Origin of the sequence: Brevundimonas abyssalis TAR-001 (assembly GCF_000466985.1) — a bacterium.
Classification (GTDB): domain Bacteria; phylum Pseudomonadota; class Alphaproteobacteria; order Caulobacterales; family Caulobacteraceae; genus Brevundimonas; species Brevundimonas abyssalis.
This window is the reverse complement of sequence record NZ_BATC01000005.1, coordinates 41,644-67,826: the sequence shown is the minus strand read 5'-3', so window position 1 is coordinate 67,826 and position 26,183 is coordinate 41,644. Positions and strand designations below refer to the sequence as shown.

Below are 26,183 nucleotides of genomic sequence, written 5' to 3'. Positions count from 1 at the left end.
TGAGCGTGGCGCGCGATTAGATTTTTCGCGCGCCCCTCACCTGGGCGCCGGCATGCCGCTGACAATGAATCCTTCCGCGTCGTTCTGCATCTCGCGTGGCCAGATAGTCTTTATTCACGTGGAGAAGGCGCGCTACTTCACCATATCAGAAGGTGCGTTTGCGGCGTTTAATAGGTTGCAGAGCGGAACGCCGCTGACCGCAAGCGATTGCATTGAACTTCAAACCCTCGTCGATGAAGACGTTCTCTTCACGAATGATTTCGGGGTCCCCGTCCGTCCACCTGATCTCGAACCGGCGACTGCAAGTGCATATGGCCTTGGCCAAGCATCACTCGCGACAGTTGCCGATGCCATCGCGATGCAAACGATAGTTCGGATGTCATTGCGATTGGCACGCCTCGCGCGAATGCTAGAGAGAATTCGAAGCCGAAGACCGGCCGCGACGATTGGCCGGGACCACTCCGAATTCCGTGTCCAACAGGATGCCGCGAAAGCGTGTGAGATCGCTCGTCGCCTTACGGTCGCAAAGAACCAGTGTCTCGTCACGTCGCTCGCATTGATGGAATCCTTGGCGAGGAAACAATCCTATCCGCGCTTGGTGTTTGGCATCAAACTTGTTCCTTTCGGCGCGCATTGTTGGGTGCAGGCGGGCGAGACAGTGCTGAACGACACGGTGGATAATGTCAGCGAATACACGCCGATAATGGTGGTGTGATGCCGCCGAGATATTTGATCTTTAGCATCCGTGATCCAGTATGGACCGAGCGAGCCGCATCATACGCGGAAAGGAAATATCGCTTACGTCGAATTCGCTTTTCGGAAAGGGCTATCGTTCTCGTAGCTCCCGAAGCCGAACGACTTGTTGTTGAACCCAGCATGGGAGTGGTTATCGGTCCACTCTTCAGCGCCGGAGGAAGCCCACGACCAATTCGCCAACTATCAGAAAACATGTCGCGGGAGTTTTCGGCGAGCGCAGCATTCAATCTTCTGTCGGTCGCGTGGGGAGCCTACGTGGCTGTGGCGATAGAGGCAACGGGTGGAACAGTCAGTGTCCTCCGAGATCCCTCGGCCGCGATGCCATGCTACGTAGCTGACTTACCGCAAGCGGCGATCTTCGGATCAGACGTTCGTTCAATATTTGACGTCAGTGGAAGACGGCCTGAGATCGATTGGAACGAGCTTGCGGGAATTCTGAACACGCCATATTTAACGACACATCGGACTGCGCTTCGTGGCGTGTGGGAGTTGCTGCCCGGCCATCAAGCGAGCGACCGGCGGGAAGGGCTAGCAGTTGCGGCCCGTTGGTCACCCTGGACATTTGCGTCAGGCACCGAGGGCGATCCGATCGCACGGGGCCAATTGGCTGCGGGATTGCGAGAGATCGTTGACGGATGCGTAGGCGCATGGAGCTCGCGGTTCTCAAACGTCCTCATCGGTGTGTCCGGCGGAGTGGATTCCTCCATCATCGCCGCGGCCGCGACAGTCCACGCCGACGGTGTCAAACTCTTCACGCGCTACACTGACGACGCAGCTGGCGACGAGCGTCCCTATGCCAAGGCTCTGGCCAATCATCTGGGACTTGGACTGGCAGAACTTCAGTTCGAGCCGGATCGCGTTGATGTACGCCAAACAAATTCCGTTGGCATGGCGCGTCCTTGCGGACACACGTTGGCGCAGGAAAGCATCCGGCTCTTGAAGGCCATGACATCCGAGCCGGGCCGGTATGGCTACTTCAGCGGCGTCGGAGGCGATGGCGTGTTCTGTTATCTCAAGTCAGCATCGGTCGTTGCTGATCGCGTGATGCGGGAGGGCCTAGGTCAAGGGGCGCTGAAATCCTTGCTGGATATCTGCCGTGTCGCTGACTGTAGCATCTGGGAGGCTGGGATTCGGGCATTCCGGAAGGCGGTTTCCGGAGTTCGCATCTACCACGAACCGCTAGATGGACGTCTGCTAACCGACTCTGCGAAACTGCTGCCGAATAGCCAGATTCCTCATCCATGGCTCGTACCGCCCGATGGTGCCGTGCCCGGTAAGATCCAGCATATTCTTGCGATCCTCAGAAACCACATCGGCCTGGATGCTTGGCCTGTCGAGGGTATCGAGGTCGTATCGCCGCTTCTTTCGCAGCCGGTCGTGGAATACTGCCTCCGCATACCTACCTGGGAGTGGTGCGCAAGCGGTATCAATCGAGCCGTCGCCCGAGAAGCATATGCCGATTTGCTCCCTGTCTCCGTGGTCCATCGACGTTCGAAGGGTACGCCCGGAGGAGCGGTCGCAACAGTGTTTGAGCGAAACAAGTCGGTTCTAAGGGAAATGCTCTGCGGTGGCGCCCTTGTCGAACATGGCATTGTCGAAGCGGACGCTGTTGCCTCTGTCCTCGACAATAGGAAAGGCCTCATTGGCACAGATTACGCGAGAGTGTTGCAGCTCGCGGATGCCGAAGCGTGGGCCAGAGGATGGCAATAGAATTGATGATGAGGGGCGCAGAAAGCTGCAACGCAATCTTAGCCATCCGCACAGGTGAAGTCAGAAAGTGCGCTGCTCACCGCGCCGCATCGCGCCCCACCTCGACACATCGTCGATCATGTGCGGCAGGTCGCTAGAGACGTCGCGAAGCCAGAAATCGAACCAAGCCAAGTTGCGCTCATAAATAGCCAGGCGATGGGCGGGCTGCCATTTAACATGATGCTCATCAGGGAAAACAAAGAGGTCGACTGGTTTATTTAGTTCGACCAATGCCTGAAACGTGTTCAACGCCCTAAGATATTCGGAATCGGCCGCGTTGATTAAGAGAGGTGTCCGCACTCTGTCGGCATTCTGGTACAAGCTCATCGGCCGCCAGTGATCCGTATTCATCGCAGATAGCGGCGGATACCCAGCATAGATCAGCGTCTCATTGGCCCACCGTGGTCCTGCTGTAGTGAGGCTGGTGACCGGATCATCGCAGCATCCACTCAACGCCGCAGCGGCAAAGCGGTCGCTCGCGAGCAGGGCGAACTGGGCGGCCGAGACCCCATCGCTGAAGCCGGTAAGCCCTATTCGATCGGGATCGATGACGCCCTGAGCTATCACCAAATCGAGGCCAGCCATGAGAGCGGAATAGTCACTGCGCCTGTCGCGCCAATTTGTAAGCACCTGTCGATTTAGATCCGGGCCCGACCTCGTCGGGGGCGCAGTGGTAACTGGGCGATTGTAACTTAGAACGGCAAACCCGCGAGATACTAGCGCCTGGATCGGATACTCGTCTCCGGTTCCTCCTCGCAGAAATCCAATGGATGAATATCCGACGACGACCAGCGGATGTCGGTCCCCCTCTCTGTGGTCCGGCGGAAGGATCAGATCGCCAAACGCGTCCTCCCCCGCATCATTCGTCCAGTACAGCCGCGTCGGGCGGCTAAGGCGTCGTTGCCGGAATTCAGGATTTGGATCGAATAATACCGTCGACCGGCCGCTGTTGGGCTCGATCGCCACGAGCGATCTCGGAGAGAGCGACGTTTCTCGGCCGCAAATCAGATCTGCGGCGACCATCTGACATCCCGATAGCGCGTCCTCCGTCTCGAATATCTTCTGAGGTTCGTCATGGGGTGACAAGAAGCGGTAGAGGGCAAATCGGCTGCTCGCGGGCCCTTCGCGTCGGAGATAGTATAGCTCCCTCCCATCTTCCGAAGGCCAGAGGCCCACCGCACCGCTGCGGCACGCCTCGAACTCGCAAATGATGTCTTCGCCAGAACCACTCCGGAACTGCAACCTGTACGGAGAGAGACGAACCTCCTGATCCAGTCGTCCGCCCCATGCGATTCCATGATTCCACACGACTGGGTTCTCTCTGCTGTTCACGACCCGACCGGATCGTGTTTCGGCATTCAGACGTCGAGCCTCTTCCTCGGTAGCGGGACGCTCTGCTCCGGTCCTGAGATGGGCAGCGCGATACTCACTGGCTATCGGGGCGGGGTATGGCCTGCTTTGGGTCAGTGGATGGAATCTACCATCATAGCGCCAGCCTCGACGCCCTTCTTCCAGGATCGCAGCTTCCGCCGCGACTAGCTCAGCCGGGGTAGCGTAAATCACTTCCTGTCCATCAGGCGACCAAACGAATTCCTCAACATCCGTTTCGGAGCTGGTCACAAAACGGCCGCCACTACCGTCGCCCGAGACGACATAAACTTGGGTGGAGCCGTCCTCTCGCTTCAGGTAAGCGACCGACTGACCGTTTGGCGACCAGCGCGGGACAATGACCTGCTGGTGGCCTACCGGAAAGCTCCCCAACCCCTGATGATTCGGCCTTGGGAACACAAGATCGCCGCCGTCATCGATAAGCGCGGGCGGTTCGTCAGCGTGACGATCAATGACAAACAGTCCGAGGCAATAGGTATTTGAAGACGGCCTTGCCTGCCGCAGTTGGATCGCAATGCGTTGCCCATCCGGGGACACGCCGAATGGACTCTGAGCTGCCAGTGGATAAACGGCGCCGAAGTCTCGTAGCAGCACGAGATCCTTGGCGGAAACCGTTGTTGGTGTCTCCCCCTCGATGGACCAGTCTGGATGCAAATCCGCGCATTCCGGCTCCTGAGCCTGAGCCTGAGCCTGAGCCGCCGAAGCGAAAACAGTGACGAATGCCAGAAGCACAATTCTGGCGAAGTATGGGAAACTCATCACCAACGTCCTGTCAGCGTAATTCCCACGTAGCGCCCTCTGGGGCTGTAATTCGTCGATTCATAGGGCACATCATTGGCCAGCGTCGTCCGAATAGGTTCAGGCGCTTCATTGGTAATGTTGAGAACGGAAGCAGCGATCTCCAAGTCCCCATCACCTGGCAGAAGCGTGCGGAGTCTATATCGTGCAGTCAGATCGTACGTAACTTGTGAGGAGAGTTTCTCCGGGGTCGCAAACCTCCGGTCCGTCAAGCGGCCCGAATAGTTGAGTTGTGGCGAAAGGACGAAGTCTCCGTTGCTCCAAGCCAACCCAATTCTCCCACGAAAGCGAGGGGGATTGAAAACTGTGCCGCTGAGATCGACCGAGGGTTGGCCGGGAAGGATGATCTGGTCGGAGGTAAGGTACGTTCCACCTGCAACTGTCGCTACGCTACCGTATCGACCGGCGTCGAAGGTGTACGCAAATGACGCGTCGACACCTTGAACTCGCTGTTCAGCGACGTTCTGAAAGCGACGATCGAGAACAGCGACGACGTTTTCGGGAGTATAGGGAACACCGGTGTTGTTGGTGAATGTTCCCGTAAGACCTGCGATGATCTCTTGGAGCTGCGCTTCCGACGGATTCAGCGTGATAAAGCTGGCGTACAATGGATTGCTTAGAGCACCGGGCGTCGAGGTGACGGCAACGACGACACGATCTTTGTACTCGACGTCGAAGTAGCTGACTCCGATATCCAGGCCAGGAAGCCTCTGTGGATGCCACACAGCTGTTACCGACCAGGTCGTCGCGCGTTCAGGGTCTAGGTCGGGATTTCCCCCGCTTCGCACCAGAACCAGATTGTCTGGATCGTAGCCCTGTCCTCCGGCTGCGGACGCCCGGACAAGCGTAGCGCCCTCATTCATGTACTGGCGATTGAGTGTGGGTGTCTTGAACGATTCCCCCCAGGATGCCTTGAAATCCCAGTCGGGGTTGGGAGCGAAGGTCAGCCCGATCTTAGGGACGACGACGTCGCCCAAGTCCTCGTAATCCTCATATCGAACGGCGGTAGTGAGTGCTAACTGCCTAACGATAGGGAAATGGATTTCACCGTACGCGAACCGCGCGTTTTGGTTGGCCTGGATGACCGGATTAGAGGACGAAAAGGATTCAAACTCGATCTCGCGATAGCCGGCCCCGACAGCCAGTCGCACGTTGCCGCCGGGTGCAGAGAAAATCGGCCCCTCGGCTGTGGCCTCGTAGACTCGAGTGGCGTTGTCAAACCGTCCCTCAATGCCCTGAGCCAGTGCGCCGCCAATATACACGGCGGCAGTCTGGTCGGTCGTATCTCGCCCGTGAACGATGCTCAGTTCGCCACGCCAGCCGGAGGGCAAGTCGAATGCGACACTGGGCGAAAGGAGGTAGGACGTCAGGCTCATGTCGACAGTCGAGCCGAAGTAGTCGTAGTCCTCTGTCGGCCCTAACGGCGTGCCAGCGAAGCTGTCTCGCCGATTGTACAGCGCGTCGACGCGAAAGTCCGCGAATGATCCGAGACGCTGGTGCCCGCTCAGTATCCCTCCCCACGCCTCAATCGGGGGGTAGATGATCTGTGATTCCTGAAGCCTGTCGGTGTAGGATCGCTGCCGGGCAGTGATAGCAGTTGCGTCTTCATAGTTGACGGTGGCGATAAGCCCACCACCGTCCCAAATACGTCCTGCCGCGAGTGTATATTGCTCTTGGACGTTTCCGCCATCCGTCGACGCGCCAAATCTCGCGCTGGCGCTCACGCCGTCGAAATCCCTGCGAAGAATAACGTTGACGACACCTCCAACAGCGTCGGAACCGTACAAGGCGGATGAGCCGTCCGCGACGATCTCAACCCGCTCCACTGCGGCAAGTGGTATCGCAGTTATGTCGACCCCTTGGCGAACTCCGCTATAGCTTAGTCGACGGCCGTTTAAGAGAGTCAGCGTCGCGTCGGGTCCTAGACCGCGAAGATTGACCTGCGACGTAGAATTGGCGTTTCCGCTTTCCGAACCGGACCCCGGGCCGACCGCAGGATTTTGCCCTCCACTGAAGTTTTGCGGGAGATCGCGGATAGCGTCTCCGAGATTGGCATTGCCCGCGTTGCGCATCTCATCTTGCGTCAGCCTAATGACCGGTGCTGACGGTGGCGCTCCCCTGATCCGGCTGCCGGTCACAAGTATCTCGTCCACGGTGGTCGCCTGATCGGGGAGGAAGGTGGCCCCTTCGACCTGGAGCCGGTCACCCGCCCGAACGATCATCACCGCGCCCGTCGGTGTGCGTTGGGCCACCAGGCCCGAGCCGGCCAGAAGACGATCAAGCGCCTCGGACGCGGCGAAGTCACCTCGCAGGGCGGGCGCAGTGCGTCCTCGCACGAGATCTTCCGAAAAGATGATCTGCACGCCCGAAAGCCGACCGAACTCTCTCAGCGCCACCCCCAGCGACTGGTTCTGAATGTCGTAGCTCGCCGTGCGCTCCTGACTCGCGGCTGCCGCGGGGGCCGGTATCCCGAAGGCGAGGCCGAGCGCGAGGGCGGTGGAACACAGAAGCGCGCGCCGCGCCGAGGCGGTGAATTTTCTGGCAGCAGTCATGGAAGGCCCCCGATTTGGAACGGCCCGTATTCGGGCTCGGGAGGGGAAGACGCGGCGCCGACGCAATTCCTCAAAAAATAATTCACACACCGTCAGGGGTGGTGCGGAGGGTGATTTCGCCGGACGATTCCGAGCGGGCCGACACCGGCAGGTAGCGGCTGACGATGTCCACGAAGCCCCCGGCGTCCCCGGCCTTGAAGACCCCCGAGATGCGCAGGTCGGCGGCGGGCCCTTCGACGGCGATCCGACGACCGCTGTAGCGGCTGACCCGCGCCGCTGCGGCGGAAAGCGGTTCATCCTCGAACACGAGCTGCCCAGTTTCCCAAGCCGTCGCCCGGCTGGCGCTGACCGGCTTCACCTCCGCGATCGTCGCAGGTCGGATGACGATCTGTTGGCCCGGCGTGAGATTAACCGACGCGGACGAAGGCTGCTCGGCCGGGATGGCCGAGCCGCTGGCGCGACCGCTCCTGGGCGCGCTTTCCGCCGTATCGACAGGGACGTTCATGACGGTGATCCGGCCATCCAGCAGGGTCACCAGAACCTCGGGGCCCAGCATGTCGATATTGAATGCTGTCCCGGTCGCGACCACGATCTGATCACCGGCCCGGACCGTGAATGGACGCCCAGTATCGTGCGCCACCTCGAACCGCGCCTGTCCGCGCTCAAGGCTGAGCTGCCGCGCGTCGGCGGAGTACCGGACCCGAACCTCACTAGAGGAATCCAGGGACACCGTGGACCCATCGGCGAGCTGGACGACGCGGCGTTCGCCCATGCCGGTTTCATAGACAAGGGGGCGCGCATCGGTCCACCGCCAGCCCACGAAGGCGCCAAGGAGGAGGCCGATGACACCGATCGCGGCGACGGCTTTCCAGATGCCGCTTCGTGCGCGCCACCGTCTCCGGCCGCTGCGACGCGCCCTTTGGAGCGCGCCCACACGCGCCGATATCGCCTCCGGCGACGCGCCCTCCTCGCCCATGCGCCGCCAGGGCTCGTCTATTTCGTCAAAGGCCGCGGCGTTACCGGCGTCTGCGCGCCAGGTTTCAAAGGCTTCACTGCTCCCGACGCCGTCCTCCGTGAGGCGCACGCGCCAGACTGCGGCCTCCTGAAGGCGGCGCAGCTCATCGGCCGATCTCTGGTCGATCGACGTCATGCGCCCTCGCGGCCGCGCCGAAGCGCCAGATGAAGCGTGGCCTTCACCACTTCCTTCTCCACCGTGCTGCGGCTGACATTGAACAGGGCTGCGATCTCGGCTTGCTTCATGTTTTCCAGGCGGAACAGGATGTAGATGTCCCGCGTCCGCTCTCCCAGCTCATCGAGCGCGGCCAGCATTGCAGAGATCGACTCTCTCCCCAGCAAGACGCGCTCGGGGTCCCGATCCTCAACGAATTCGTGCGTGACGGCGGAAACGTCAGCCGCGTCCGTCGGCGCCGCGCCATGCTGACTGCGCCGCTGGCTCCTGCGCGCGCGATCCTTAAGCAGATTGGCGGCGGTGACGAATACGAGCGCTTCGACATCTTCGATCGGTCGGCGCTCGGAAGCGTCAAGCAGCCGCACGAACACGTCTTGAGTCAGGTCCTCGGCTTCCGCACGCGAACCGACGCGGCGAAGGAAATAGCTCATGAGCGGCTTGCGGAACCGCTGGTCGAGAAGTGTGGCCAGCGGATCAAGCCTGGGTGCGACCGTGCCGGTCATGGACAGCCCCTCCCTAGGGCCGAGGTCGAAGGCTCGGATTGCACCGAGTGTATCGCGGATCGGGTCCAGCGCCACGCCTTGGCGATTTCGTCCATTCCCTCCCGCCGCCGTCGCTGCGTCCCAAGCCCCATCGTTTCAGGGAAATTGCCACCATTCCGGTGACATCTCCTCAGCTGCGCGGCCCACGCCAATTGCAACTGGTGAGAGATATAGTAACATAATATGAGGCGATCTCGCCAACCAGCGGCGCCGAGTGGCCGCGACAATCACAAGCGACAGCCGCCATGCGGCGAGCAGGGCCGGATTCCGGCGGGAGAGAATTGTGTCTGGCGCCCTCGGCATGGCCGACGCGGCCGGATCGAGGCCGAGGTAGGGAGGCAAACAACCGGGAAGGTACTCATGCACGATCTCATGACGCGAAACGGCGTGGCGGCCCGTGGCCGCCATCTGACCGCTACTGTCCCGAGCGCGGGAGCGCGGGACGCGCCCAGTCCGGTCGGGCGTGCGCAGGCGCCGCCTGTGCTGTCAGCGGGAACTTGAGATGCGGCTTCCCCTCCGCCAGCCGCATCGGCTCATCGACTTCTCCGACGCCGGCGAATCCCCGATCTTCACGCAAACCCATGGCCTGAGCCACGGCGGCATACACATCACCCGAGGCGCTTTGTCGCCAAATCCAGGCGCACGGATCGGGGCGCGACAGCTCGTCGTCGTCGTCCATGAGGGCGAGGCGTTCGAGATGGAGTGGCGCGAACCTTCGACCGGGCGCATCCAACAGGCAATGATCCGACCGGGATCAGTCCATGTGAACCCCGGCGATCACCCGTTCTATCAACGATGGGAGGGCCACCAGCGCATCATGGCCATCGCGTTCGACCGGGGGCTTGTCGAACAGGTCGGGGCGTCGTTCGGCGGCAAGACCGACGCGGACATCGGCACCTACATCGGCGCTCGGGACGCGGAAGTGGAGGCGATCGCCGCCAGGCTGCGGCGCGAACTGGTGACGGGAGAGTCAGCGGGTCGCGTCCTGGCCGAATCCTTCGCCAAGGCGCTGCTCGTGCGCCTGTTCAGGATCTACACGCACGATCGGAGCGGGACGCTTCCTGTAAAGGGCGGGCTGGAGGCTGCCAAACTCGCCCGCGTTCTCGACTATATCGACGCGCACCTGTCGGAGAAGATCACGCTGGATCGGCTTGCCGCCGTCGCCGGACTCAGCTCGCACCATTTCAGCGGGGCGTTCAAGGCGATGACCGGGCTGCCGCCGATCAAGTTTGTGAACCGCCGCCGGCTGGAGAGGGCGAGAGACGCGCTCGCGACGACCGATCGCACGATTTCCGACATCGCTCACGGCCTCGGGTTTCCAAGCCACAGCCATTTATCGACCTACTTCAAGCGGGACATGGGCACGCCGCCGTCCCAGTTCCGAAGCGATTGGCGGCATGGCTCGGAGCTGCGGACGCACTCCGCGTCGCGGAGCTGATCAGAGAGAGTCAGTCCGCCAGGCCCAAGGCCCTACGCCGCTCGTCTCGTGCGGCGACGAGCAAATCCCTCACGGCAGCGTCAGAGATTTCATCGGCGTGCTGGATAGAGAGATGCCGCATCGCCTTGCCGGTGCCCTTCAGCCTGCCACGGGGATCGGGGAGGTCGGCGCCCCGATAGAAACCAAGATTCACATGGCTCTTGTAAGGAAGCGCATAGGCATAGGCCTCGCTCATCTTCTTCGGCCCCCAACCCCAGCTCACGGCCCGATCGCCCGGACGGGCCACTTCCACATGCTCGGGATTAACCTCGGCCGCCAGGGCGCGCAGGGCGTGCAAGATCGCTCCGTGCTCTGGCGCGAGAGCAACAATATCCTCGAATGTCCCGATGGCGTCTGTCATGCGCGCTCCCGATTCAGATTAGATGATGCAGCGCATCGCGCGATCAGCAAACCCCCCGCGTGATCGTCGCCTAACTCAGGCGACCGCTATCAGAGGACCGTCGCCCGACCGGCAACAGCGCCGGTCGCCGCTTGTGCCCGATGTGAAATCTGCGGAGTTGATCAGGACGATTCCAGCTCGACTTTACAGTTAACGCATAAGACCAAGTCAGAAACCGTTTCTCTTTTTCGGCAAAGGTACTGGCTGGGATTGATTCGGTTTCAGCTTTTCCGCTACCCGGCTGGTTTGTAACCTCGCACCATGAGAGTCGATTTGCTGAGCGAAAGGGAGCGGGAATGCCTGCGCCTGCTCGCCCGCCCGATGCGTGCGAAGGAGATCGCGCGCACGCTCGACCTATCGGTTTACACCGTGCACGACCACCTCAAATCCGCGCGCCGCAAGCTCGGCGTCGGCGACAGCATGACCGCAGCGATGATGCTTCGCGAGCATGAAACAGGACCCCCCGAAAGCGTAGGGACCACGGAATCGGGATGGAGCGACGGCGGGAAAGCGCGACATCAGGAGCCCGCCGAACGCTCGAATGGATGGGCGGACAACCTGCCCTTCCCCGTGAGGGGCAGGCCGTGGAACGACATGAGCCTGGGCTGGCGCATACTCTGGCCGCTCCTACTCATGGGGTTCCTCGCCATGGGAGTAGGCATACTGGTCGGCGGCATCGCTGCCTTGTCCCAGCTCGCCCTCTCGTTCTCGGAGTGACTTCGGCGACCTTGCGTTTCCAAATTTTGGAGAGGGATTGCCATGTCTGTTGCCCAGTTGCGCCGTAGCCATAATCGTCGCCACGAAATCGCCGACGAGATCGTGGCACACTTGACGACTTTCGAATGCGACCTCGGCCGCGCCCTGGAAAGCGGTTCGCGGCTCGTCGGATTCCTGCCGGGCGCGCGGACCGACGCCGACCTGTCCGCGACGGTCGGCCAGGACGCTATCGGTCACTTCGTCATTTCACTGGGCCTCATCTCGAAGGCGATGGAAAGCGCGGTCGATGGGCATCACAGCCTCGACAAGACGCGCCAGCATTTCCGGATCGACGTCAGCGCGGGCGGCGACAAGGACATCATCCCAGGACCGGTTCGTGGGACGTCCGGCTCGGCGCAGGCGGACCCCGTCAATGCACTTCCTTGACGGGAACCACCGGCATGTCGATCACCGCCCTTGATGCTCCGCGTGGTCATCTTCAACCTGCTCTACATTCTGAGTTGCAGCTACGCATTACTCAGAGGCGGAGCCCCCGAGCGTATCGGCGCGGTGATCCTCATCGCCAACTTCCAGTTCAGCCACTGGCTGATCGCGCCGCTGGAGAGTCGCTATGCGGATGTCGAATGGGCGATGTTTTGCGTCGATGGAGTTGCTTTCCTGGCGCTCTATGCCCTGTCGATCTCTTCCACACGGTTCTGGCCGATCTGGATGGCCGCGATACAGGGCGTCGTTGCGATCTCCCATCTGGCGGGACTGAGGCCCGACGTCATCTCATGGGCCTATGGCAACGCCGTCGCGCTATGGGCCTGGGTGCTTGTCGCCATCTTGGCATCGGCGACCTGGCGCCATCAGTTCCGCCTGCGGCGCTTCGGATCAGATCCGGCATGGCCTCGCCAACTGCCGCCGTCATATCGCGCCGGAATGACCATTGGCGCCGGTGAAACACAAGCCGAGGCCGAGGCAGGACCTTGAGTTAGCACGCGGCGGGATCGGCCGCCTCGAAAGCTATCCTATGACCTTCATCGCTCCCTCCTGGTCAACGGAATTTGGCGAGATGGCGCGCGCCCTCTACGAAGAACGGCGGCGCCGGGCGCGCTACTTTGATGGTTCGCTTTTCGGAGAACCCGCCTGGGATATGTTGCTCGACCTGCGCATCCAGTCCGATGCAGTGCGGAGTCCATCTGTCTCCTCGACATGCATTGGCTCAGCCACACCTGCGTCGACTGCGCTTCGGCACCTTGTCGCTTTGGAGGCGGAAAAGCTGGTGGAACGGTCACCCGATCCTAGCGACGGGCGGCGAAAGCTCACTCGCCTCACACACAAAGGCCGAGACCTCATGGACGCCTATCTTGATGAACTGGCTCTCCGCAGGGCGTCGCGGGACGCCAACTGACGGTCGCTCATCACCCTCTCCGGTTCGAGAAGCTGAGAAGAACCGTCTCGACCTCTCACCACCGCCTCGTCGTGCGAAAGCGACTGGATTTCGGATTACCGCGATGACGAGGGATCGCGATAGCCGAGCAGGCGCAATGCGTTGAACACCACCAGCAGCGTGGAACCTTCGTGCAGAGCGACGGCGGGGCCGATCCCAAGTCCGAGAATGGTGGCAGGGACGAGGAAGGCGACGATGCCCAGGCTGACGACCAGGTTCTGCAAGATAATGCGCCGGGTCTGGCGGCTGAGCCCGACGGTGAAGGGCAACTGCGACAGGTCGTCGCCCATCAGCGCCACGTCCGCCGTTTCCAGCGCCACATCGGAGCCGGCGGCGCCCATGGCGACGCCGACGGTTGCGGTCGCCATCGCGGGCGCGTCATTAACCCCGTCGCCGACCATGGCGACCTTCGCCTGGGCGCGCAGTTTCCTGATCGCCTCGACCTTGTCTTCGGGCATCAGATCTCCCCACGCCTCGGTGAGACCGACCTGGCCGGCGATCGCCTCGGCCGCCTTCTGGTGGTCGCCGGAGATCATCAGCATGCGCTGCACGCCGAGACGGCGCAGTGCGTCGAGCGCGGGCCCGGCCGCAGCGCGCGGGGTGTCGAGCAGGCCGATGACGCCGAGGTCCCGGTCCCCCTTGCGCACCGCCATCAGGGTGCGGCCCTGCTCGCGCAGGCGCTCCACCGCGGCGGAAGCATCTTCGCCGAGCGGATCGAGGCCGTCCGCGCCGAACATCTCGGGCTTGCCGATCCAGACCGTCTCGCCGCCGAACTGTGCCGTCACGCCCCTGCCCGTGAGGCTGCGCAGCCCGGACGCGCTCGCTTGCGTCTTTCCGCCCAACCGTTCGGCGCCGTCACGAGCGATGGCCTCGGCCAGCGGGTGGTCGCTCAGCCGCTCCACGGCCACGGCCACCGTCAGCAGCTCGGCCTCCTCAATGCGGTCCACGGGCGCAACATCGGTGATGCGCGGTCGGCCTTCGGTCAGGGTGCCGGTCTTGTCGAAGGCGATGGCGTCGAGCGAGCCCAGGTTCTCCAGCGGCGCGCCGCCCTTGATGAGCACGCCCGCCCGCGCCGCCCGCGCGACGCCGGACAGGACCGCGCTCGGCGTGGCGATGGCGAGGGCGCAGGGGCTGGCGGCGACCAGCACCGCCATGGCGCGATAGAAGCTGTCGCGGAACGGCTCGTCCACCACCACCCAGGCGAACAGGAGGACGACCGCAAGCGCCAGCACGAGCGGCACGAAGATACGCTCGAATCGCTCGGTGAACCGCTGGGTCGGCGACTTCTGGGTCTCGGCTTCGCTGACCATGCGCACGACCTTGGCCAGGGTGGTGTCGCTGGATCTCCGGGTGGTCTCGATCTCGATCGCGCCGGAGCCGTTGATGGTGCCGGCGAAGACGAGCGACGCCGCGCCGACCGAGGCGGGCCGGGCGCGCGCCTCCTCCGGATCGGCGACCGGCTGCTTGTCGACCGGCATGCTTTCGCCGGTGACCGGCGCCTGGTTGATGCTGGTGGACCCGGCGAACACGAAGCCGTCGGCGGGCAGGCGCTCGTTGGGCCTGACGATCACGATGTCGCCGACCACCAGGTCCTCGACCGCAAGCTCGACCACTTGGCCGTCGCGGCGGACATGGGCGGTGCGCGGCGCGAGTTCGGCCAGCGCCTCGATGGCGCGCTTCGCGCGGCCCATGGCGTAATGCTCCAGCGCATGGCCGAGGCTGAACAGGAACAGCAGCAGCGCGCCTTCCGCCCAGGCCCCGAGGGCGGCCGCGCCGGCGGCGGCGACGAGCATCAAGGTGTCGATCTCGAACCGTTTGCGCCGCAGATTCTCGATCGCCTCGCCGACGGTGAAGAAGCCGCCGAATCCATAGGCCGTGAGATAGAAGGCAAGCGGCAGCCAGCCGGGCAGATCGGGCGCGAGCCATTCGAGGAGGAAACCGAGGGCCAGCGCCGCGCCGCTGGCGAGTGCGAAGATCAGCTCGGTGTTAGGCCCGAGGAAGCCGCCATGGGCATGGCCGTGCCCGTCATCGGGACCGTGGGCGTGGTCGTGGTCCTCTCCAACCCCGTGTGCATGATCGTCGGCCTCCTTGCGCTTAGGCGCCGCCGCCGTCCGCGCAAGCGGCGTGTCGGAGAAGCCTAGCTTGTGGTCGGCGAGCAGGCGGTCGATTCCAGCGCGGTCCAGACGGTCGCGCTCGAACTCCAGGCGCACGGCGCCCGAAGGGTCGACTGCGGCCTCCAGCACGCCCGGATGCGCGGCCAATGCGGCTTCGATCGTCCGGGCGTGCCGGGCATGGCGCACGCCGTCGAGCCACCCGACGAGGTGGCCGTAGCGCCCCGTGATCTCGGCGCGGCGAGACGTGCCCGCCGGCGGACCTCCGCCAGGGTGAGCTGGCCGGGATCGTAATGGATGCACAGGCGCGGCGCGGCGTCCTCCTCGACCACATGGGCCTCCGAAACCCCCGGTTCGTCGCGGAGCAGGGAGATGAGCCGCCCGACGCAGGCGTCCGAGGCGTCCGGCGCGCCGGGCAGGAGGATCGGAAGGTCGAGTTTCATCGTGTCGGACATGTCGGGGCTCCCGGCGAAGGAGGTATCGGGTCGGAGGCGCGGCTGGTTCAGGGCGGCGGTCGCTCGGACGCCGTTGGCGGGGCGTGCGCGCTCTTGTGATGGTCCCACTCTATCCACAGCGCCCGCGCCGCTATGCCGAGCAGGAGGGCGAGGACGAAGATCATTCCCGCGATCACGGTCGCCAGCCGGTTCCGCTTCATGACCGGGGCTCCGGTCGGCGGGAAGGGACTTCGGTCATCGCGCAATCTCCTCCTGACATCATAGCCATCGAGGCGCGATCCCGCGCCCCTTGGGTGCGCCGCGAGGCTCCCGGCCTCATGTCGGTTCGTCCGCGGCCGGCTCCGGATGAGCGGCGTTGCGCAGGATATCGATTCCGCCTTTGAGCGCGATGGCGGCGACAAGGACGCCGACCACGAGGTCGGGCCAAGCCTGTTCCAGCCACATCACCAGGCCGCCGGCGACGAGGATGCCACCATTGGCCGCGAAGTCGTTGAAGCTGAAGGTCTCCGCCGCCCTCATGTTGACGTCCTCGCTGTGCTGGCGTCGGATCAGCATGAGGCAGATCAGGTTCACCGCCGCCGCGATTACCGCGAGGACCATCATCGTCGGGCCGATCGGCTCGGTGCCGAACCACCAGCGCCGACCGGCGTCGATTAGGACGGCGGCGGCGAAGATCAGCAGCAGGACGCCCGACAGCTGGGCGGCCCGCTGCTTCCAGATCATCGCTCGGCCGATGGCGAGAAAGCTTACGAGATAGACCAGCGCATCCGAGGCGTTGTCGAGCGCATTGGCGATCAGCGCGCTGGAATCGGCGGCGAGGCCGCCGATTCCGAGCAGGACGAACAGGCCTGCGTTGAGGGCCAGGACGATCAGAAGCGTTCGCTTCTGGATCCGCGCGGAACCGTGCGAACCGCTCATGCCTCCGCCACCTCTGTCCTCGGCCGCATGACTCTGGCGGCAAAGGTCGGCACCACCAGCAGAGTGAGAGCCGTGGCCGTCATCAGTCCTCCGATGACCACTGTGGCGAGCGGCTTCTGCACCTCTGCGCCGGCCCCGTGTGCCAACGCCATGGGGATGAAGCCGACGATGGCCACCAGCGCGGTGGTCAGCACTGCGCGCAGGCGGCTCGCCGCGCCCTGGATCGCCGCCTCATGCGGCGGCAGCCCGCCTTCGATCCGTTCGCGGATCGCCTGCATCAGGACCAGGCCGTTCAAGGTCGCGACGCCGGAGACGGCGATGAAACCAACCGCCGCCGATACCGAGAAGGGCATGCCCCTCAGGACCAGCGACAGCGCCCCGCCGACCAAAGCAAGCGGCACGCAGGCGAACACCAGCCCGGCTTCCCTGAAGGAGCCGAGCGCCATGAACAGCAAAGCGCCGATCATCAGGAAGACCATGGGCACCACGAGCGCCAGACGCTGCTCGGCCCTCTGAAGGTTCTCGAACTGGCCGCCCCAGTCGAGCCGAACACCGGTCGCAGCTCGATTTCCGCCACGCGGTCCTGCGCCTCGGCGACGAAGCCGCCCAGGTCCCGACCACGCACGTTGGACTGCACCACCACGCGGCGGCTGCCGTCGTTCCGGCTGATCTGGTTGGGCCCTTCCGAGACATTGATCCGCGCCACCGAGGAAAGCGGCACGGTGACCCCCGTAGCTGAGACGATGGGCAAGGCCGCGAGCGCGGCCGGGTCGTTACGCAGGGCGTCGGGCAGGCGCACCACCACATCGAAGCGGCGGTCGCCCTCGAACACCTGCCCGGCCTCGGCCCCGCCGATGGCGGCCGAGACCGCTTCGGAGACGTCGGCGGCCGCAAGGCCGTAATTGGCGGCCGCGAAGCGATCGACGCTGACGGTCAGCGTCGGCAGGCCCGTTGTCTGCTCGACCCGTACGTCGGCGGCGCCCTCGGTCTGGCGCAGCGCGTTCGCCACCTGGTCGGCGACCCGGTTCAATTGCTCGAAGTCCTCGCCGTAGACCATGACGGCAAGGTCCGTGCGCACACCTGAGATCAGCTCGTTGAAGCGTAGCTCGATCGGCTGGCTGAACTCGAAGGCATTGCCGACCTGGCGCGAGGCCAGCCCTTCAATACGTTCGATCAGCGCCTCCTTGGAAAGGCTCGGATCGGGCCAGTCGGACCGGTCCTTCAGGACGATGACAGCGTCGGAGATGTTCGGCGGCATCGGATCGACCGCCGCCTCCGCAGTGCCGGTGCGCGAGAACACGGTCTCCACTTCCGGCTGGGCGGTGATCGCCCGTTCCAGCGCCATCTGCATCGCCAGTGACTGCTCCAGCGAGGCCGAAGGGACACGCAGCGCCTGCATGGCGATGTCGCCTTCGTCCAGCGTGGGCACGAACTCCCGGCCCAGGGTGGAGAAGGCAAGCAGGCCGATGGCGAAGGCGGCGACAGCCGATATCATCACCGTGCGTGGCCGGGCGACAGCGCGGCGGATGACGGGTTCGACCCGCAAGCGCACCCAGCGGATGATGCGCGTCTCATGCTCCTCGGCGCGCCCTTCGGCGTCCACATGGATCGTCCTGGGTTCGCGCACCAGCAGCGCCACCATGGCGGGCACGAAGGTGAAGGAGAAGAGGAAAGCGCCCGCCAGCGCCAGCATCACCGTGGCCGCCATCGGGATGAAAGTCTTGCCCTCGACCCCTTCGAGCAGAAGCAGCGGCGTGAACACCAGCAGAATGATGAGCTGGCCGAAGGCGGCTGGCCGCACCATCTTCCGCGCCGCCGCGGCAGCCACCTGCAAGCGTTCGATGCGCGAGAGCGCCCGGCCAAGCTCGATGCGCTTCTGCGATAGCATAAGCAGAGTGCTTTCCACGACGATAACCGCGCCATCGACCAGCAGGCCGAAGTCGAGCGCGCCCAGGCTCATCAGGTTGCCGCTGATGCCGAAGCGGTTCATGCCGATGACCGCGAACAGGAAGCTGATGGGGATCATCAGGGCGGTGATCGCCGCAGCGCGGAAGTTGCCCAGCAGCAGAAACAGCACAGCGATGACCAGTAGCGCGCCTTCGGTCAGGTTCTTTGCCACCGTGCCGATGGTGGCGTTCACCAAGGCGCTGCGGTCCAGCACGGTCACCGCCTCGACGCCCGGCGGCAGCGTCGACCGGATCTGCTCCAGCCTTTCACCGGCCGCCTGCGCCACAGTTCGGCTGTTTCCGCCCGCGATCATCAGGGCCGTGCCCAGGACCGCCTCGTGCCCGTCGCGCGTCGCGCCGCCCAGGCGCGGGGCCTGGCCGATCTCGACCGTCGCCACATCGGCGACACGCACCACCAGCCCGCCCCGATTGACCACGGGCGCCTGGGCCAGGTCTTCGACGGTTGTGGCAAGGGCGTCGGTGCGCACGGTCAGCCCCTCGCCGGCGCGCCGGATATAGCCGGCTCCCGCCTGAGTGTTGGCCCGCTCCAACGCCTGGGTCAGGTCATTCAAACTCAGGCCATAGGCCGAAAGCCGCGCCGGATCGGGGCGAACGGCGTATTCCTTGACGTAGCCGCCGTTGACGTCGACCCCCGCCAGACCCTCGGCCGTGCGCATCTGCGGGGCAATGATCCAATCCTGAACCGTGCGCAGATAGGTGGCGCGCGCTTGCGGTGTGGTCAGAAGCTCGCCCTCCGGCGTGAGATAGGCGCCGCCGGCTTGCCAGCCGGGCTGGCCCGGCTCAGCCAGGTTGTCGCTGTTGAAGGGGACGTAGTCGACCGTCCACATCAGCACCTCACCCAGGCCGGTGGTGATCGGAGCCATGGCCGGCTCCACGTCTTCGGGCATGGTTTCGCGGGCAGCGGCGAGCCGCTCGGCGACCTGCTGGCGCGCGAAGTAGATGTCGGTGCGATCGGTGAAGATCACTGTCACCTGACTGAAGCCGTTACGGCTCAGCGAGCGGGTCGAGGTCAGGCCGGGTATCCCGGCCATGGCGGTCTCGATCGGATAGGTGACCTGCCGCTCGATCTGCTCGGGCGCGAGCGCCGGAGCGACCGTCGTGATCTGCACCTGCCGGTTGGTGATGTCGGGCACGGCGTCGATCGGCAATCGGGTCAGGTTGTAGATGCCGACGGCGGCGACCAAAGCAGTGATGAGGACGACGGCCCAGCGGAAGCGAACGGACGTCTCGATGATAAGTTTGAACATGATCCCGCCCTCCCTCAGTGACCGTGCTCGGCTTCGCCCTTGGCCAGTTCGGCCTTGAGCAAGAAGGCGCCGGTTCCGGCGATACGCTCGTCGCCGTCGAGACCACGCAGGATTTCGGTGCGCCCGCCCGCCTGCCGTCCGGCGAGGACCGGCGTGGCCTGGAAGCCGCCCGCGACGTGCACGAACACCACGGTCTGCCCCTCGACCGTCTGCACGGCGTCGCTCGGCACGGTCAGCGCGCCTGCGGCGTCGCCGGTGACGATGGCGCCGGTGACGGCGGAGCCCGTTGGGGGCAGGCCCCCGCCGGTCGGACGCGCGCGGATGAGCGTGGCTCCGCTATCTCCACCCGCGCCGGCGGCGACGCCGCTGACGACGGCGTCGAACTCGCCGGTCGGTCCGGTGACCCGGAGCGGCGAGCCGACGCGCGCCTGGGCTGCAAGGGCAGGCGGCGCATTGAACACCAACTCGACTCGCGCCGGGTTGGTCACCTCGGCAACGACGCCGCCCTGGGGGACGAAGCCGCCGGGACCCACCTGGACCGAAGTCACCACTCCGGAGATCGGGCTGGAGACGCTGAGCCGCCCGGAGGCGTTGGGCGAGCCGGCGGCGGCGGATCGGGCGCGCGCGGCGCGGGTCGCGGCCTCGGCGCTCAACATCTGCGCCCGGGACGCCTCTACCTCCTGACGCGCGACGATACCCTGGTCGGCGAGATTGCGATTGCGCTGATAGGCGAGGCGCGCGGCTTCGGCACCGGCTGCGGCTGAATCGGCGTCCGCGCGGAAAGTCGCGGCGTCGCCGCTGACCAGGCTGGCCAGGGCCTGGCCGGCACGGACTGACTGGCCCGGCGCGACAAGAACCCGTTCGACGCGCCCGCCGACCGCGGCGGCGACCGCCGCGCGGGAATCGACCATGGGCTCGACGCGGCCGGAGAGCTGGGTCTCCGTGCCACCGCCGCGTCCCAGGGCGACGACGGTTATGTTGGAGGCCTGGATCTGTTCGGCGTCGAGGGCGACGAACCCCTCGCGGGCCTCTTCGCCTTCATGTCCGGCTTCGCCTTCGTGGGTATCGCCGTCCCCTTCGCTGTGGGCGGCCTCGACCTGGGCGGTCTCACGATCGTCCGGGGTCAAGACGAAATAGCCGCCGACGGCGACGACGAGGGCGAGAGCGGCTGCGCCGCCGATCAGTACGGGTTTGTCGGTCATGCGCTTGCGCATCATTGAGGTCCTTCGAAGGGAGCGCGGCCGTCCTGGCGCGCGAGGTCAATCTCCGCCCTGACGCGCGCGAGGCGAGCGTCGACGGCGGCGGTTCTGGCGCTGACGAGCGCGGTTCGGGTGGCGCGCAGCTCGAGCTGGGAGATGCGCCCGGCCTCAAAGCCGATGCGCGATAGCCGATAGGCCTCCTCGGCCGAGGTCACCCCGGCGTCGGCCGCGCGCACCCGGCTGACCGATGCGGCGAGGCGGGCCTCGGCCGCCGCCCGGTCGGCCTGGGCGTCTTGCCGGGCGCTTGCGAGCCGGGCGTCGGCGGCGCGAAACTCCGCCCTGGCCGCGTCGATATTGCCCCGATTGCGGTCGAACAGCGGCAACGGCACGCTGAGGCCGAAGACGAAGGCGTTGGCGTCCTCGGCCTCGAAGCGGCGGACCCCGACGCTGGCGGAGATGTCGGGGCGGGCCCGGGTGCGTTCGACCGCGATCCGCCGCTCGGCTGCTTGCCGCTCGGCTTCGGCGACCCGCACGGTCGGCGGGCCTTCCGCCGCCGCAGCGGCCGAGGCGGGCGTCTGATCCAGCAGCGTGGCTGGGATGGAGGTCACCGGCGCGGCAAGCTGGGCGACGGCGGTGAGCCGGGCGAAGGCGGCGTCGCGCTCGGCGGCGGCCTCGTCGGCGGTCGCGCGGGCGGCGGCGGCTTCGCTTTCGCCCTGGATGCCCCGCAACAGCGGCTCACGGCCTTCCTCGACCAAAACCAGCGCGGCACGCGCATCGGCCAAGGTGAGGGTCAGGGTCTCGTCGGCGAGCGCGGCGCGGCGTTCCGCCGCTTCGGCCTCGGCATAGGCCAAGGCCAGACGGCCTGCCGCATCCACCACGGCAAGGTCGCGCCGCAGGGTAGCGGTCCTCGCGTCGGCGCGGGCGGCGTCGATGCGTGCGCCGCGCCGGCCGAACAGTTCGAGGTCCTGGCTGACCGACAGGGTGGTGTCGGCGCCGCCGAACCCCGAGAAGGGGCCCGAGCCGAGGACATTCTCCGCTTCGAGCGAGACAGTGGGATTGGGCCGCACCCGCGCCTGACGGACACGCGCCTCGGCGGCGTCTTCCAGGGCCAAGGCCTCTGTGGCGGCCGGGGTTTGATCGAGCCGAGCCAGGAGCTGGGCGTAGGACGGAGCGGGATCAGCCCAGGCAGGGCTGGAGATCGCCGTCACAAGGGCGACGAGGGCGCAGCTGGCCGCGATGGGCGGCCGCCGGCGATGGAATGCAGGCATGGGTCATTATCCAAAGGTCTGACAGCAAGTGCGCCCGCGACGGCGCGGTCTCGCGGTCAGGCCCTTGGAGGGCGCTTCAGTCCTTCGATAGCGCCGGACGGCGCGGAATCGTCGACGAACGGCGGCCGTTCCTCGCTCAGCGTCATCCTGACGGCCTCGGAAGCGGTATCGACACGCGCCGCGCCGCCGTGGTGGCAATGGCCGTGCGAGCACAGGCCATGGTCGCCGCCCCGCTCCCCAGCGTCATCCTCGCTGGCGCCGTCGCTTGAGTGATCATCGACCATATGCGCTGCGGCGAAGGACGCTTCCGGCGCGCAGGCGGCCGCATCCACGGTCGGCGCGACAAACACCGCGACCAACAGTGCGATCACGGCGTAGAGCGACAACCAGGACGATCTCTTCGCGGCCATGGCGGTCAGATAGGCCGGTCTGCCTCATTGTGCAATGTGTTATAAGTTACGGGTTCATCGCCGCAGAATTACTGTCATCAGACCGGGGAGAACTTCCATCATCCTCGAGTCATTTATAGTATATCATTACGATGGTGCACCTGCGCCTCACCAGGCCGCGCACGGCAAAATCGATATGACCAATCATTCGCTTTTCCCATCGACGTCCCGGGGCGTAGCCCCCCGCCACGCCTTATCCCTCCCAGCCCCGGAAGGTAAAACCCGCGCAGGCGCGGGTGGTCTCACGCCGCTTCACGCCTAAGGTGCCGGTCAAATCCAAGATTGCGAAGCTGGGATATCCAAACCGCCATCGCGGCACTCGGAAGGAAGCGCAAAGGTCGATATGCGTCCGCAAAGCCTAGCGACCTCGCGTCCGATGAGCCCTGAACCCCCGAGCGCGAAACCTAACTCCGGGCGCCCTCCCCTGCCCGACGGCGTGCGATCGAAGCTAAGGAAGGCTCGCGCCGGCTCCATCATACCAGAAGCGTGTTAATCGGCATTTCTGATGCACGTTGGCAAAAATTAAGACAGAGAAAAATGTTTGAAACCCACTTTCGCCGCCCGTCGCAGTTTGCTATGAATTATGATGATAGACGGTGAATAATCATGAGGTTCACGGCCATTCTTTGCGGACATGACCTTAACACATGCCTCGCCAGGCTGTCGAACTTGCTTTTATCGTTCAAAAATAGAGGGAAGGTTGATTGTGAATTACTTGTGCACAACCATCCGTCCGGCGACCCGACGCCCAGCCGCGCCGACATTCAGATGACGAAACAGATCGTCGAAGCCGCCCGCTCCCTCGGCGTCGAGGTGCACGATCATCTGATCGTGGGCCGCGAAGGCGTCTCCAGCTTCCGGCAACTGGGGTTGATGTGATGATCGAATCCATGGGACCGCCGGTGCGCTCGACCACCCTGGAGACGGCGCGGCTGGTCATGACGCCGGTCTCCCTGACCGACCTGCCCGATGTGGCGGCTCTCTGGCGCGAGCCGGACGTCTATCGCCACATCGGCGGGCGGCCGTTCAGCGAGGAGGACTGCTGGAACCGGCTGCTGCGCGATGTCGGCCACTGGGTCACACTGGGCTATGGCCTGTGGACCGTGCGCATGAAGGCCACGGGCACCTATGCGGGCGTGGCGGGGTTCGCTGATTTCCGGCGCGAGATGAGCCCGTCGTTCGGGGACGCGCCCGAGGGCGGCTGGGTCATGGCGCCCTGGACCCAGCGGCAGGGTCTGGCGTCCGAGGCCGTGGGCGCAGCGCTGGACTGGGTGGAGGCGGTGCTGGATCCGCCCCGCACCGTCTGCATGATCGCGCCGGACAACCAGCCGTCCCTGCGGCTGGCCGACCGCTTCGGCTACGCCCCTTACGCCGCGACCCAGTACAAGGGGTCCGAGGTGATCCTGCTGGAGCGGCCGCGCGGGGGTGGTTGATCAGGCGGCCAGTTCCGCCCGGCCCGCCGCTTCCCAGTCCAGAAAGTCCGGCTGGCTCAGCAGGGCGTCTATATAGGCCTTCGCCGTGCCGTCATCGCCGTGGGCGTTCAGGTCGATGCGGAAATGGCGGAAGCGCGCGGCCACGGGGGTGAAGAAGGCGTCGGCCACGGACCAGTCGCCGAACAGGAACGGCCCGTTCTGGCCGAAGCGGGCCTTCGCGTCCTTCCACATGGCGATCATGCGGCGGATGTCGGCGGACAGGGCCTCGGACGGGACGTGGGGCTGGTCCTGCACCACGCACATGGGATGGTCCGGCGCCATGCCCAGCTCGCCCCGCAGGGTCCCGAAGGCCGAGTGCATCTCGCACACCGTGGACCGCGCCACCCAGCGGGCTTTTGCATCGGCGGGCCACAGGGCCACGTCGGGAAACCGCTCCTCGGCCCACAGGGTGATGGCCAAGGAATCCCAGATGGTGACGCCGTCCACCTGAAGCGCGGGCACCTTGCCCGCCGGGGCGTGGCGGGCGATGGCCTCGGCCGTGTCGGGGCGGTTCAGGGGCACCATGACCTCGTTGAAATCCGCCCCGCACCGCCTCAGCACCAGCCACGGCCGCAGCGACCAGGTGGAATAGGCCTTGTCTCCCAGGATCAGCTTCATGACGGGCTCCCTTGCTGTCCGCGCCTGAATGGACCCGGCCCGGATTCGCCGCAACCTTGACTCCCCGGCCCCGGCGACCGAAACGGCGCCCATGATCATCCGCTATTCCCGCCCCGAAGCCGTCGCCATCTGGTCCCAGGAGACCAAATATTCGATCTGGTTCGAGATCGAGGCCCATGCCGCCACCAAGATGGCCGAGCTGGGCGTCATCCCGAAGGCGGCCGCCGAGGCCCTGTGGGCCAAGGGCAAGGACGTGGTCTGGGACGCCGACCGCATCGACGAGATCGAGCGCACCACCAAGCACGACGTGATCGCCTTCCTGACCCATGTGTCGGAGACGGTGGGCGAGGAAGCCCGCTTCCTGCACCAGGGCATGACCTCCTCGGACGTGCTGGACACCTGTTTCGCGGTCCAGCTGGCCCGCGCCTCCGACCTGCTGCTGGCGGGCGTGGACCGGGTCCTGGCGGCGCTGGAGACCCGTGCCAAGGAGCACAAATACACCGTCACCGTGGGTCGGTCGCACGGCATCCACGCCGAGCCGGTGACCTTCGGTCTGAAGCTGGCCGGCTATCACGCCGAGTTCCAGCGGGCGCGCCGCCGTCTGGTGACGGCGCGCGAGGAGATCGCCACCTGCGCCATCTCGGGCGCCGTGGGCACCTTCGCCAATGTGGACCCGGCGGTTGAGGTCTATGTGGCCGAACAGATGGGTCTGTCGGTGGAGCCGGTCTCGACCCAGGTCATCCCGCGCGACCGCCACGCCGCCTATTTCGCGGCCCTGGGCGTGGTGGCCTCGTCCATCGAGCGTCTGGCCACCGAAATCCGCCACCTGCAGCGCACCGAGGTGCTGGAGGCCGAGGAATTCTTCGACAAGGGCCAGAAGGGCTCGTCGGCCATGCCGCACAAACGCAACCCGATCCTGACCGAGAACCTGACCGGCCTGGCCCGTCTGGTCCGCTCCGCCGTGACCCCCGCAATGGAAAATGTTGCGCTGTGGCACGAACGGGACATCAGCCACTCCTCGGTGGAGCGGGGCATCGGCCCGGACGCCACCGTGCATCTGGACTTCGCCCTGCACCGGATGGCGGGCGTGATCGAGCGGCTGAACGTCTATCCCGAGAACATGCAGAAGAACCTGGACCGTCTGGGCGGGCTGGTGTTCTCGCAGCGCGTCATGCTGGCCCTGACCCAGGCGGGCATCAGCCGCGAGGACGCCTATGCGGCGGTGCAGGAGAACGCCATGAAGGTCTGGCGCGGCGAGGGCCGGTTCCTGGAATTCCTCAAGGCCGACGAGCGCGTGACCCTGGCCGACGCTGATCTGGAGGCCCTGTTTGATCTGGGCTACCACACCAAGCACGTGGACACGGTGTTTCAGCGCGTGTTCGGCGACTGAGCAGGGAGCCTTGAATGCCCTTGATGCTGTGGATGTTCGCCGTGGCGCTGGGGCAATCGGCCGTGCGGGTCCCGAGGTGGAGCTGCCG

At 65.1% G+C, this 26,183-nt stretch carries 21 protein-coding genes and 2 pseudogenes; 10 read left to right on the top strand and 13 right to left on the bottom strand.

Going from position 1 to position 26,183, the window contains the following annotated elements:
* The first annotated feature begins 52 nt into the window (after window positions 1-52).
* Both MBEBAB_RS15485 and MBEBAB_RS16410 read left to right on the top strand, forming a co-directional pair.
* Window positions 53-715 (top strand): lasso peptide biosynthesis B2 protein, encoded by a 663-nt coding sequence (locus MBEBAB_RS15485; RefSeq protein WP_081703385.1) that lies wholly within the window; start codon window positions 53-55, stop codon window positions 713-715.
* Window positions 715-2,466 carry an asparagine synthase-related protein gene (locus MBEBAB_RS16410; protein WP_021696365.1) on the top strand — a complete coding sequence of 584 codons (1,752 nt, stop codon included), beginning with the start codon at window positions 715-717 and terminating at the stop codon, window positions 2,464-2,466. The genes MBEBAB_RS15485 and MBEBAB_RS16410 overlap by 1 nt, the downstream gene beginning before the upstream one ends.
* Before the next feature lie 60 nt (window positions 2,467-2,526).
* Here MBEBAB_RS16410 and MBEBAB_RS15475 read toward each other — a convergent pair whose 3' ends face one another.
* From MBEBAB_RS15475 to MBEBAB_RS02550, 4 genes are all read right to left on the bottom strand, one after another.
* Window positions 2,527-4,653: an Atxe2 family lasso peptide isopeptidase gene (locus MBEBAB_RS15475; protein WP_021696364.1), complete on the bottom strand. Its 2,127-nt coding sequence runs from the start codon at window positions 4,651-4,653 to the stop codon at window positions 2,527-2,529.
* Window positions 4,653-7,244 carry a TonB-dependent receptor gene (locus MBEBAB_RS02560; protein WP_052516712.1) on the bottom strand — a complete coding sequence of 864 codons (2,592 nt, stop codon included), beginning with the start codon at window positions 7,242-7,244 and terminating at the stop codon, window positions 4,653-4,655. The genes MBEBAB_RS15475 and MBEBAB_RS02560 overlap by 1 nt, the downstream gene beginning before the upstream one ends.
* 82 nt (window positions 7,245-7,326) lie before the next feature.
* Window positions 7,327-8,220 carry a FecR family protein gene (locus tag MBEBAB_RS02555; RefSeq protein WP_158332108.1) on the bottom strand — a complete coding sequence of 298 codons (894 nt, stop codon included), beginning with the start codon at window positions 8,218-8,220 and terminating at the stop codon, window positions 7,327-7,329.
* Window positions 8,221-8,390: 170 nt separating this feature from the next.
* Window positions 8,391-8,936 carry an RNA polymerase sigma factor gene (locus MBEBAB_RS02550; RefSeq protein WP_021696361.1) on the bottom strand — a complete coding sequence of 182 codons (546 nt, stop codon included), beginning with the start codon at window positions 8,934-8,936 and terminating at the stop codon, window positions 8,391-8,393.
* A 541-nt stretch (window positions 8,937-9,477) separates the two neighbouring features.
* On the opposite strand from MBEBAB_RS02550, the gene MBEBAB_RS02545 reads away from it, so the two are divergent.
* Window positions 9,478-10,413, top strand: a complete 936-nt coding sequence (locus MBEBAB_RS02545; protein WP_045318706.1) for a helix-turn-helix domain-containing protein — start codon at window positions 9,478-9,480, stop codon at window positions 10,411-10,413.
* Between the two features lie 10 nt (window positions 10,414-10,423).
* On the opposite strand, the gene MBEBAB_RS14915 is transcribed toward MBEBAB_RS02545, so the two are convergent.
* Window positions 10,424-10,813, bottom strand: a complete 390-nt coding sequence (locus MBEBAB_RS14915) for a DUF1801 domain-containing protein (RefSeq protein ID WP_052516710.1) — start codon at window positions 10,811-10,813, stop codon at window positions 10,424-10,426.
* 300 nt (window positions 10,814-11,113) lie between these two features.
* On the opposite strand from MBEBAB_RS14915, the gene MBEBAB_RS02535 reads away from it, so the two are divergent.
* The 4 genes from MBEBAB_RS02535 to MBEBAB_RS15995 are packed head-to-tail and all read left to right on the top strand — an operon-like array spanning window position 11,114 to window position 12,962.
* Window positions 11,114-11,569, top strand: a complete 456-nt coding sequence (locus MBEBAB_RS02535) for a response regulator transcription factor (RefSeq protein ID WP_045318705.1) — start codon at window positions 11,114-11,116, stop codon at window positions 11,567-11,569.
* 42 nt (window positions 11,570-11,611) lie between these two features.
* Window positions 11,612-11,995 (top strand): hypothetical protein, encoded by a 384-nt coding sequence (locus tag MBEBAB_RS02530; RefSeq protein ID WP_021696358.1) that lies wholly within the window; start codon window positions 11,612-11,614, stop codon window positions 11,993-11,995.
* Window positions 11,996-12,037: 42 nt separating this feature from the next.
* Entirely contained in the window at window positions 12,038-12,541 is a 504-nt protein-coding gene (locus tag MBEBAB_RS02525) for a hypothetical protein (protein WP_148291412.1), read from the top strand.
* 40 nt (window positions 12,542-12,581) lie between these two features.
* Entirely contained in the window at window positions 12,582-12,962 is a 381-nt protein-coding gene (locus tag MBEBAB_RS15995; protein ID WP_148291411.1) for a winged helix DNA-binding protein, read from the top strand.
* Between the two features lie 95 nt (window positions 12,963-13,057).
* Here the strand turns inward: MBEBAB_RS15995 and MBEBAB_RS02520 are convergent, their stop codons facing one another.
* From MBEBAB_RS02520 to MBEBAB_RS02495, 7 genes and pseudogenes are all read right to left on the bottom strand, one after another.
* Window positions 13,058-15,211 (bottom strand): heavy metal translocating P-type ATPase, encoded by a 2,154-nt coding sequence (locus tag MBEBAB_RS02520; RefSeq protein ID WP_242397030.1) that lies wholly within the window; start codon window positions 15,209-15,211, stop codon window positions 13,058-13,060.
* On the bottom strand, window positions 15,139-15,567 hold the full coding sequence (locus tag MBEBAB_RS18765) for a hypothetical protein (protein WP_200865091.1): 429 nt from the start codon (window positions 15,565-15,567) through the stop codon (window positions 15,139-15,141). The genes MBEBAB_RS02520 and MBEBAB_RS18765 overlap by 73 nt, the downstream gene beginning before the upstream one ends.
* A 315-nt stretch (window positions 15,568-15,882) precedes the next feature.
* The gene (locus tag MBEBAB_RS02515; protein ID WP_021696354.1) at window positions 15,883-16,485 is read right to left on the bottom strand and encodes a cation efflux transmembrane domain-containing protein; all 603 of its coding nucleotides are present in this window, start codon (window positions 16,483-16,485) and stop codon (window positions 15,883-15,885) included.
* Window positions 16,482-19,699: pseudogene (locus MBEBAB_RS02510) on the bottom strand (efflux RND transporter permease subunit). Before MBEBAB_RS02510 ends, MBEBAB_RS02515 begins: the two are co-directional and overlap by 4 nt.
* A 14-nt stretch (window positions 19,700-19,713) precedes the next feature.
* Complete coding sequence (locus MBEBAB_RS02505; protein WP_045318704.1) at window positions 19,714-20,913, bottom strand: efflux RND transporter periplasmic adaptor subunit; 1,200 nt, start codon at window positions 20,911-20,913, stop codon at window positions 19,714-19,716.
* Window positions 20,913-22,166 carry a TolC family protein gene (locus tag MBEBAB_RS02500; protein WP_021696351.1) on the bottom strand — a complete coding sequence of 418 codons (1,254 nt, stop codon included), beginning with the start codon at window positions 22,164-22,166 and terminating at the stop codon, window positions 20,913-20,915. Before MBEBAB_RS02500 ends, MBEBAB_RS02505 begins: the two co-directional genes overlap by 1 nt.
* A gap of 56 nt (window positions 22,167-22,222) precedes the next feature.
* Window positions 22,223-22,552, bottom strand: a complete 330-nt coding sequence (locus MBEBAB_RS02495; protein WP_021696350.1) for a hypothetical protein — start codon at window positions 22,550-22,552, stop codon at window positions 22,223-22,225.
* A 774-nt stretch (window positions 22,553-23,326) separates the two neighbouring features.
* Between MBEBAB_RS02495 and MBEBAB_RS18535 the strand changes: the two are divergent.
* Both MBEBAB_RS18535 and MBEBAB_RS02490 read left to right on the top strand, forming a co-directional pair.
* Window positions 23,327-23,494, top strand: a pseudogene (locus tag MBEBAB_RS18535) (JAB domain-containing protein); the annotation flags it as partial.
* Window positions 23,494-24,048 (top strand): GNAT family N-acetyltransferase, encoded by a 555-nt coding sequence (locus tag MBEBAB_RS02490; RefSeq protein WP_231378957.1) that lies wholly within the window; start codon window positions 23,494-23,496, stop codon window positions 24,046-24,048. The pseudogene MBEBAB_RS18535 and the gene MBEBAB_RS02490, both read left to right, overlap by 1 nt.
* Here the strand turns inward: MBEBAB_RS02490 and MBEBAB_RS02485 are convergent, their stop codons facing one another.
* Entirely contained in the window at window positions 24,049-24,705 is a 657-nt protein-coding gene (locus tag MBEBAB_RS02485; protein ID WP_021696347.1) for a glutathione S-transferase family protein, read from the bottom strand.
* Window positions 24,706-24,796: 91 nt separating this feature from the next.
* On the opposite strand from MBEBAB_RS02485, the gene purB reads away from it, so the two are divergent.
* Window positions 24,797-26,095 (top strand): adenylosuccinate lyase, encoded by a 1,299-nt coding sequence (purB, locus tag MBEBAB_RS02480; protein WP_021696346.1) that lies wholly within the window; start codon window positions 24,797-24,799, stop codon window positions 26,093-26,095.
* The last annotated feature ends 88 nt before the right edge of the window (window positions 26,096-26,183 follow it).

Bases quoted from the DNA above. Each gene is read 5' to 3' on its own strand.
- MBEBAB_RS02485 (WP_021696347.1), bottom strand. From the start codon at position 24,705: ATGAAGCTGATCCTGGGAGACAAGGCCTATTCCACCTGGTCGCTGCGG.
- MBEBAB_RS02545 (WP_045318706.1), top strand. From the start codon at position 9,478: ATGCGGCTTCCCCTCCGCCAGCCGCATCGGCTCATCGACTTCTCCGAC.
- MBEBAB_RS16410 (WP_021696365.1), top strand. From the start codon at position 715: ATGCCGCCGAGATATTTGATCTTTAGCATCCGTGATCCAGTATGGACC.
- MBEBAB_RS02550 (WP_021696361.1), bottom strand. From the start codon at position 8,936: ATGACCGGCACGGTCGCACCCAGGCTTGATCCGCTGGCCACACTTCTC.
- MBEBAB_RS02530 (WP_021696358.1), top strand. From the start codon at position 11,612: ATGTCTGTTGCCCAGTTGCGCCGTAGCCATAATCGTCGCCACGAAATC.
- MBEBAB_RS02515 (WP_021696354.1), bottom strand. From the start codon at position 16,485: ATGAGCGGTTCGCACGGTTCCGCGCGGATCCAGAAGCGAACGCTTCTG.
- MBEBAB_RS02535 (WP_045318705.1), top strand. From the start codon at position 11,114: ATGAGAGTCGATTTGCTGAGCGAAAGGGAGCGGGAATGCCTGCGCCTG.
- MBEBAB_RS15485 (WP_081703385.1), top strand. From the start codon at position 53: ATGCCGCTGACAATGAATCCTTCCGCGTCGTTCTGCATCTCGCGTGGC.
- MBEBAB_RS15475 (WP_021696364.1), bottom strand. From the start codon at position 4,653: ATGAGTTTCCCATACTTCGCCAGAATTGTGCTTCTGGCATTCGTCACT.
- MBEBAB_RS02500 (WP_021696351.1), bottom strand. From the start codon at position 22,166: ATGCCTGCATTCCATCGCCGGCGGCCGCCCATCGCGGCCAGCTGCGCC.
- MBEBAB_RS02560 (WP_052516712.1), bottom strand. From the start codon at position 7,244: ATGACTGCTGCCAGAAAATTCACCGCCTCGGCGCGGCGCGCGCTTCTG.
- MBEBAB_RS02490 (WP_231378957.1), top strand. From the start codon at position 23,494: ATGATCGAATCCATGGGACCGCCGGTGCGCTCGACCACCCTGGAGACG.
- MBEBAB_RS15995 (WP_148291411.1), top strand. From the start codon at position 12,582: ATGACCTTCATCGCTCCCTCCTGGTCAACGGAATTTGGCGAGATGGCG.
- purB (WP_021696346.1), top strand. From the start codon at position 24,797: ATGATCATCCGCTATTCCCGCCCCGAAGCCGTCGCCATCTGGTCCCAG.
- MBEBAB_RS02505 (WP_045318704.1), bottom strand. From the start codon at position 20,913: ATGCGCAAGCGCATGACCGACAAACCCGTACTGATCGGCGGCGCAGCC.
- MBEBAB_RS14915 (WP_052516710.1), bottom strand. From the start codon at position 10,813: ATGACAGACGCCATCGGGACATTCGAGGATATTGTTGCTCTCGCGCCA.
- MBEBAB_RS02555 (WP_158332108.1), bottom strand. From the start codon at position 8,220: ATGGGCGAGGAGGGCGCGTCGCCGGAGGCGATATCGGCGCGTGTGGGC.
- MBEBAB_RS18765 (WP_200865091.1), bottom strand. From the start codon at position 15,567: ATGTCCGACACGATGAAACTCGACCTTCCGATCCTCCTGCCCGGCGCG.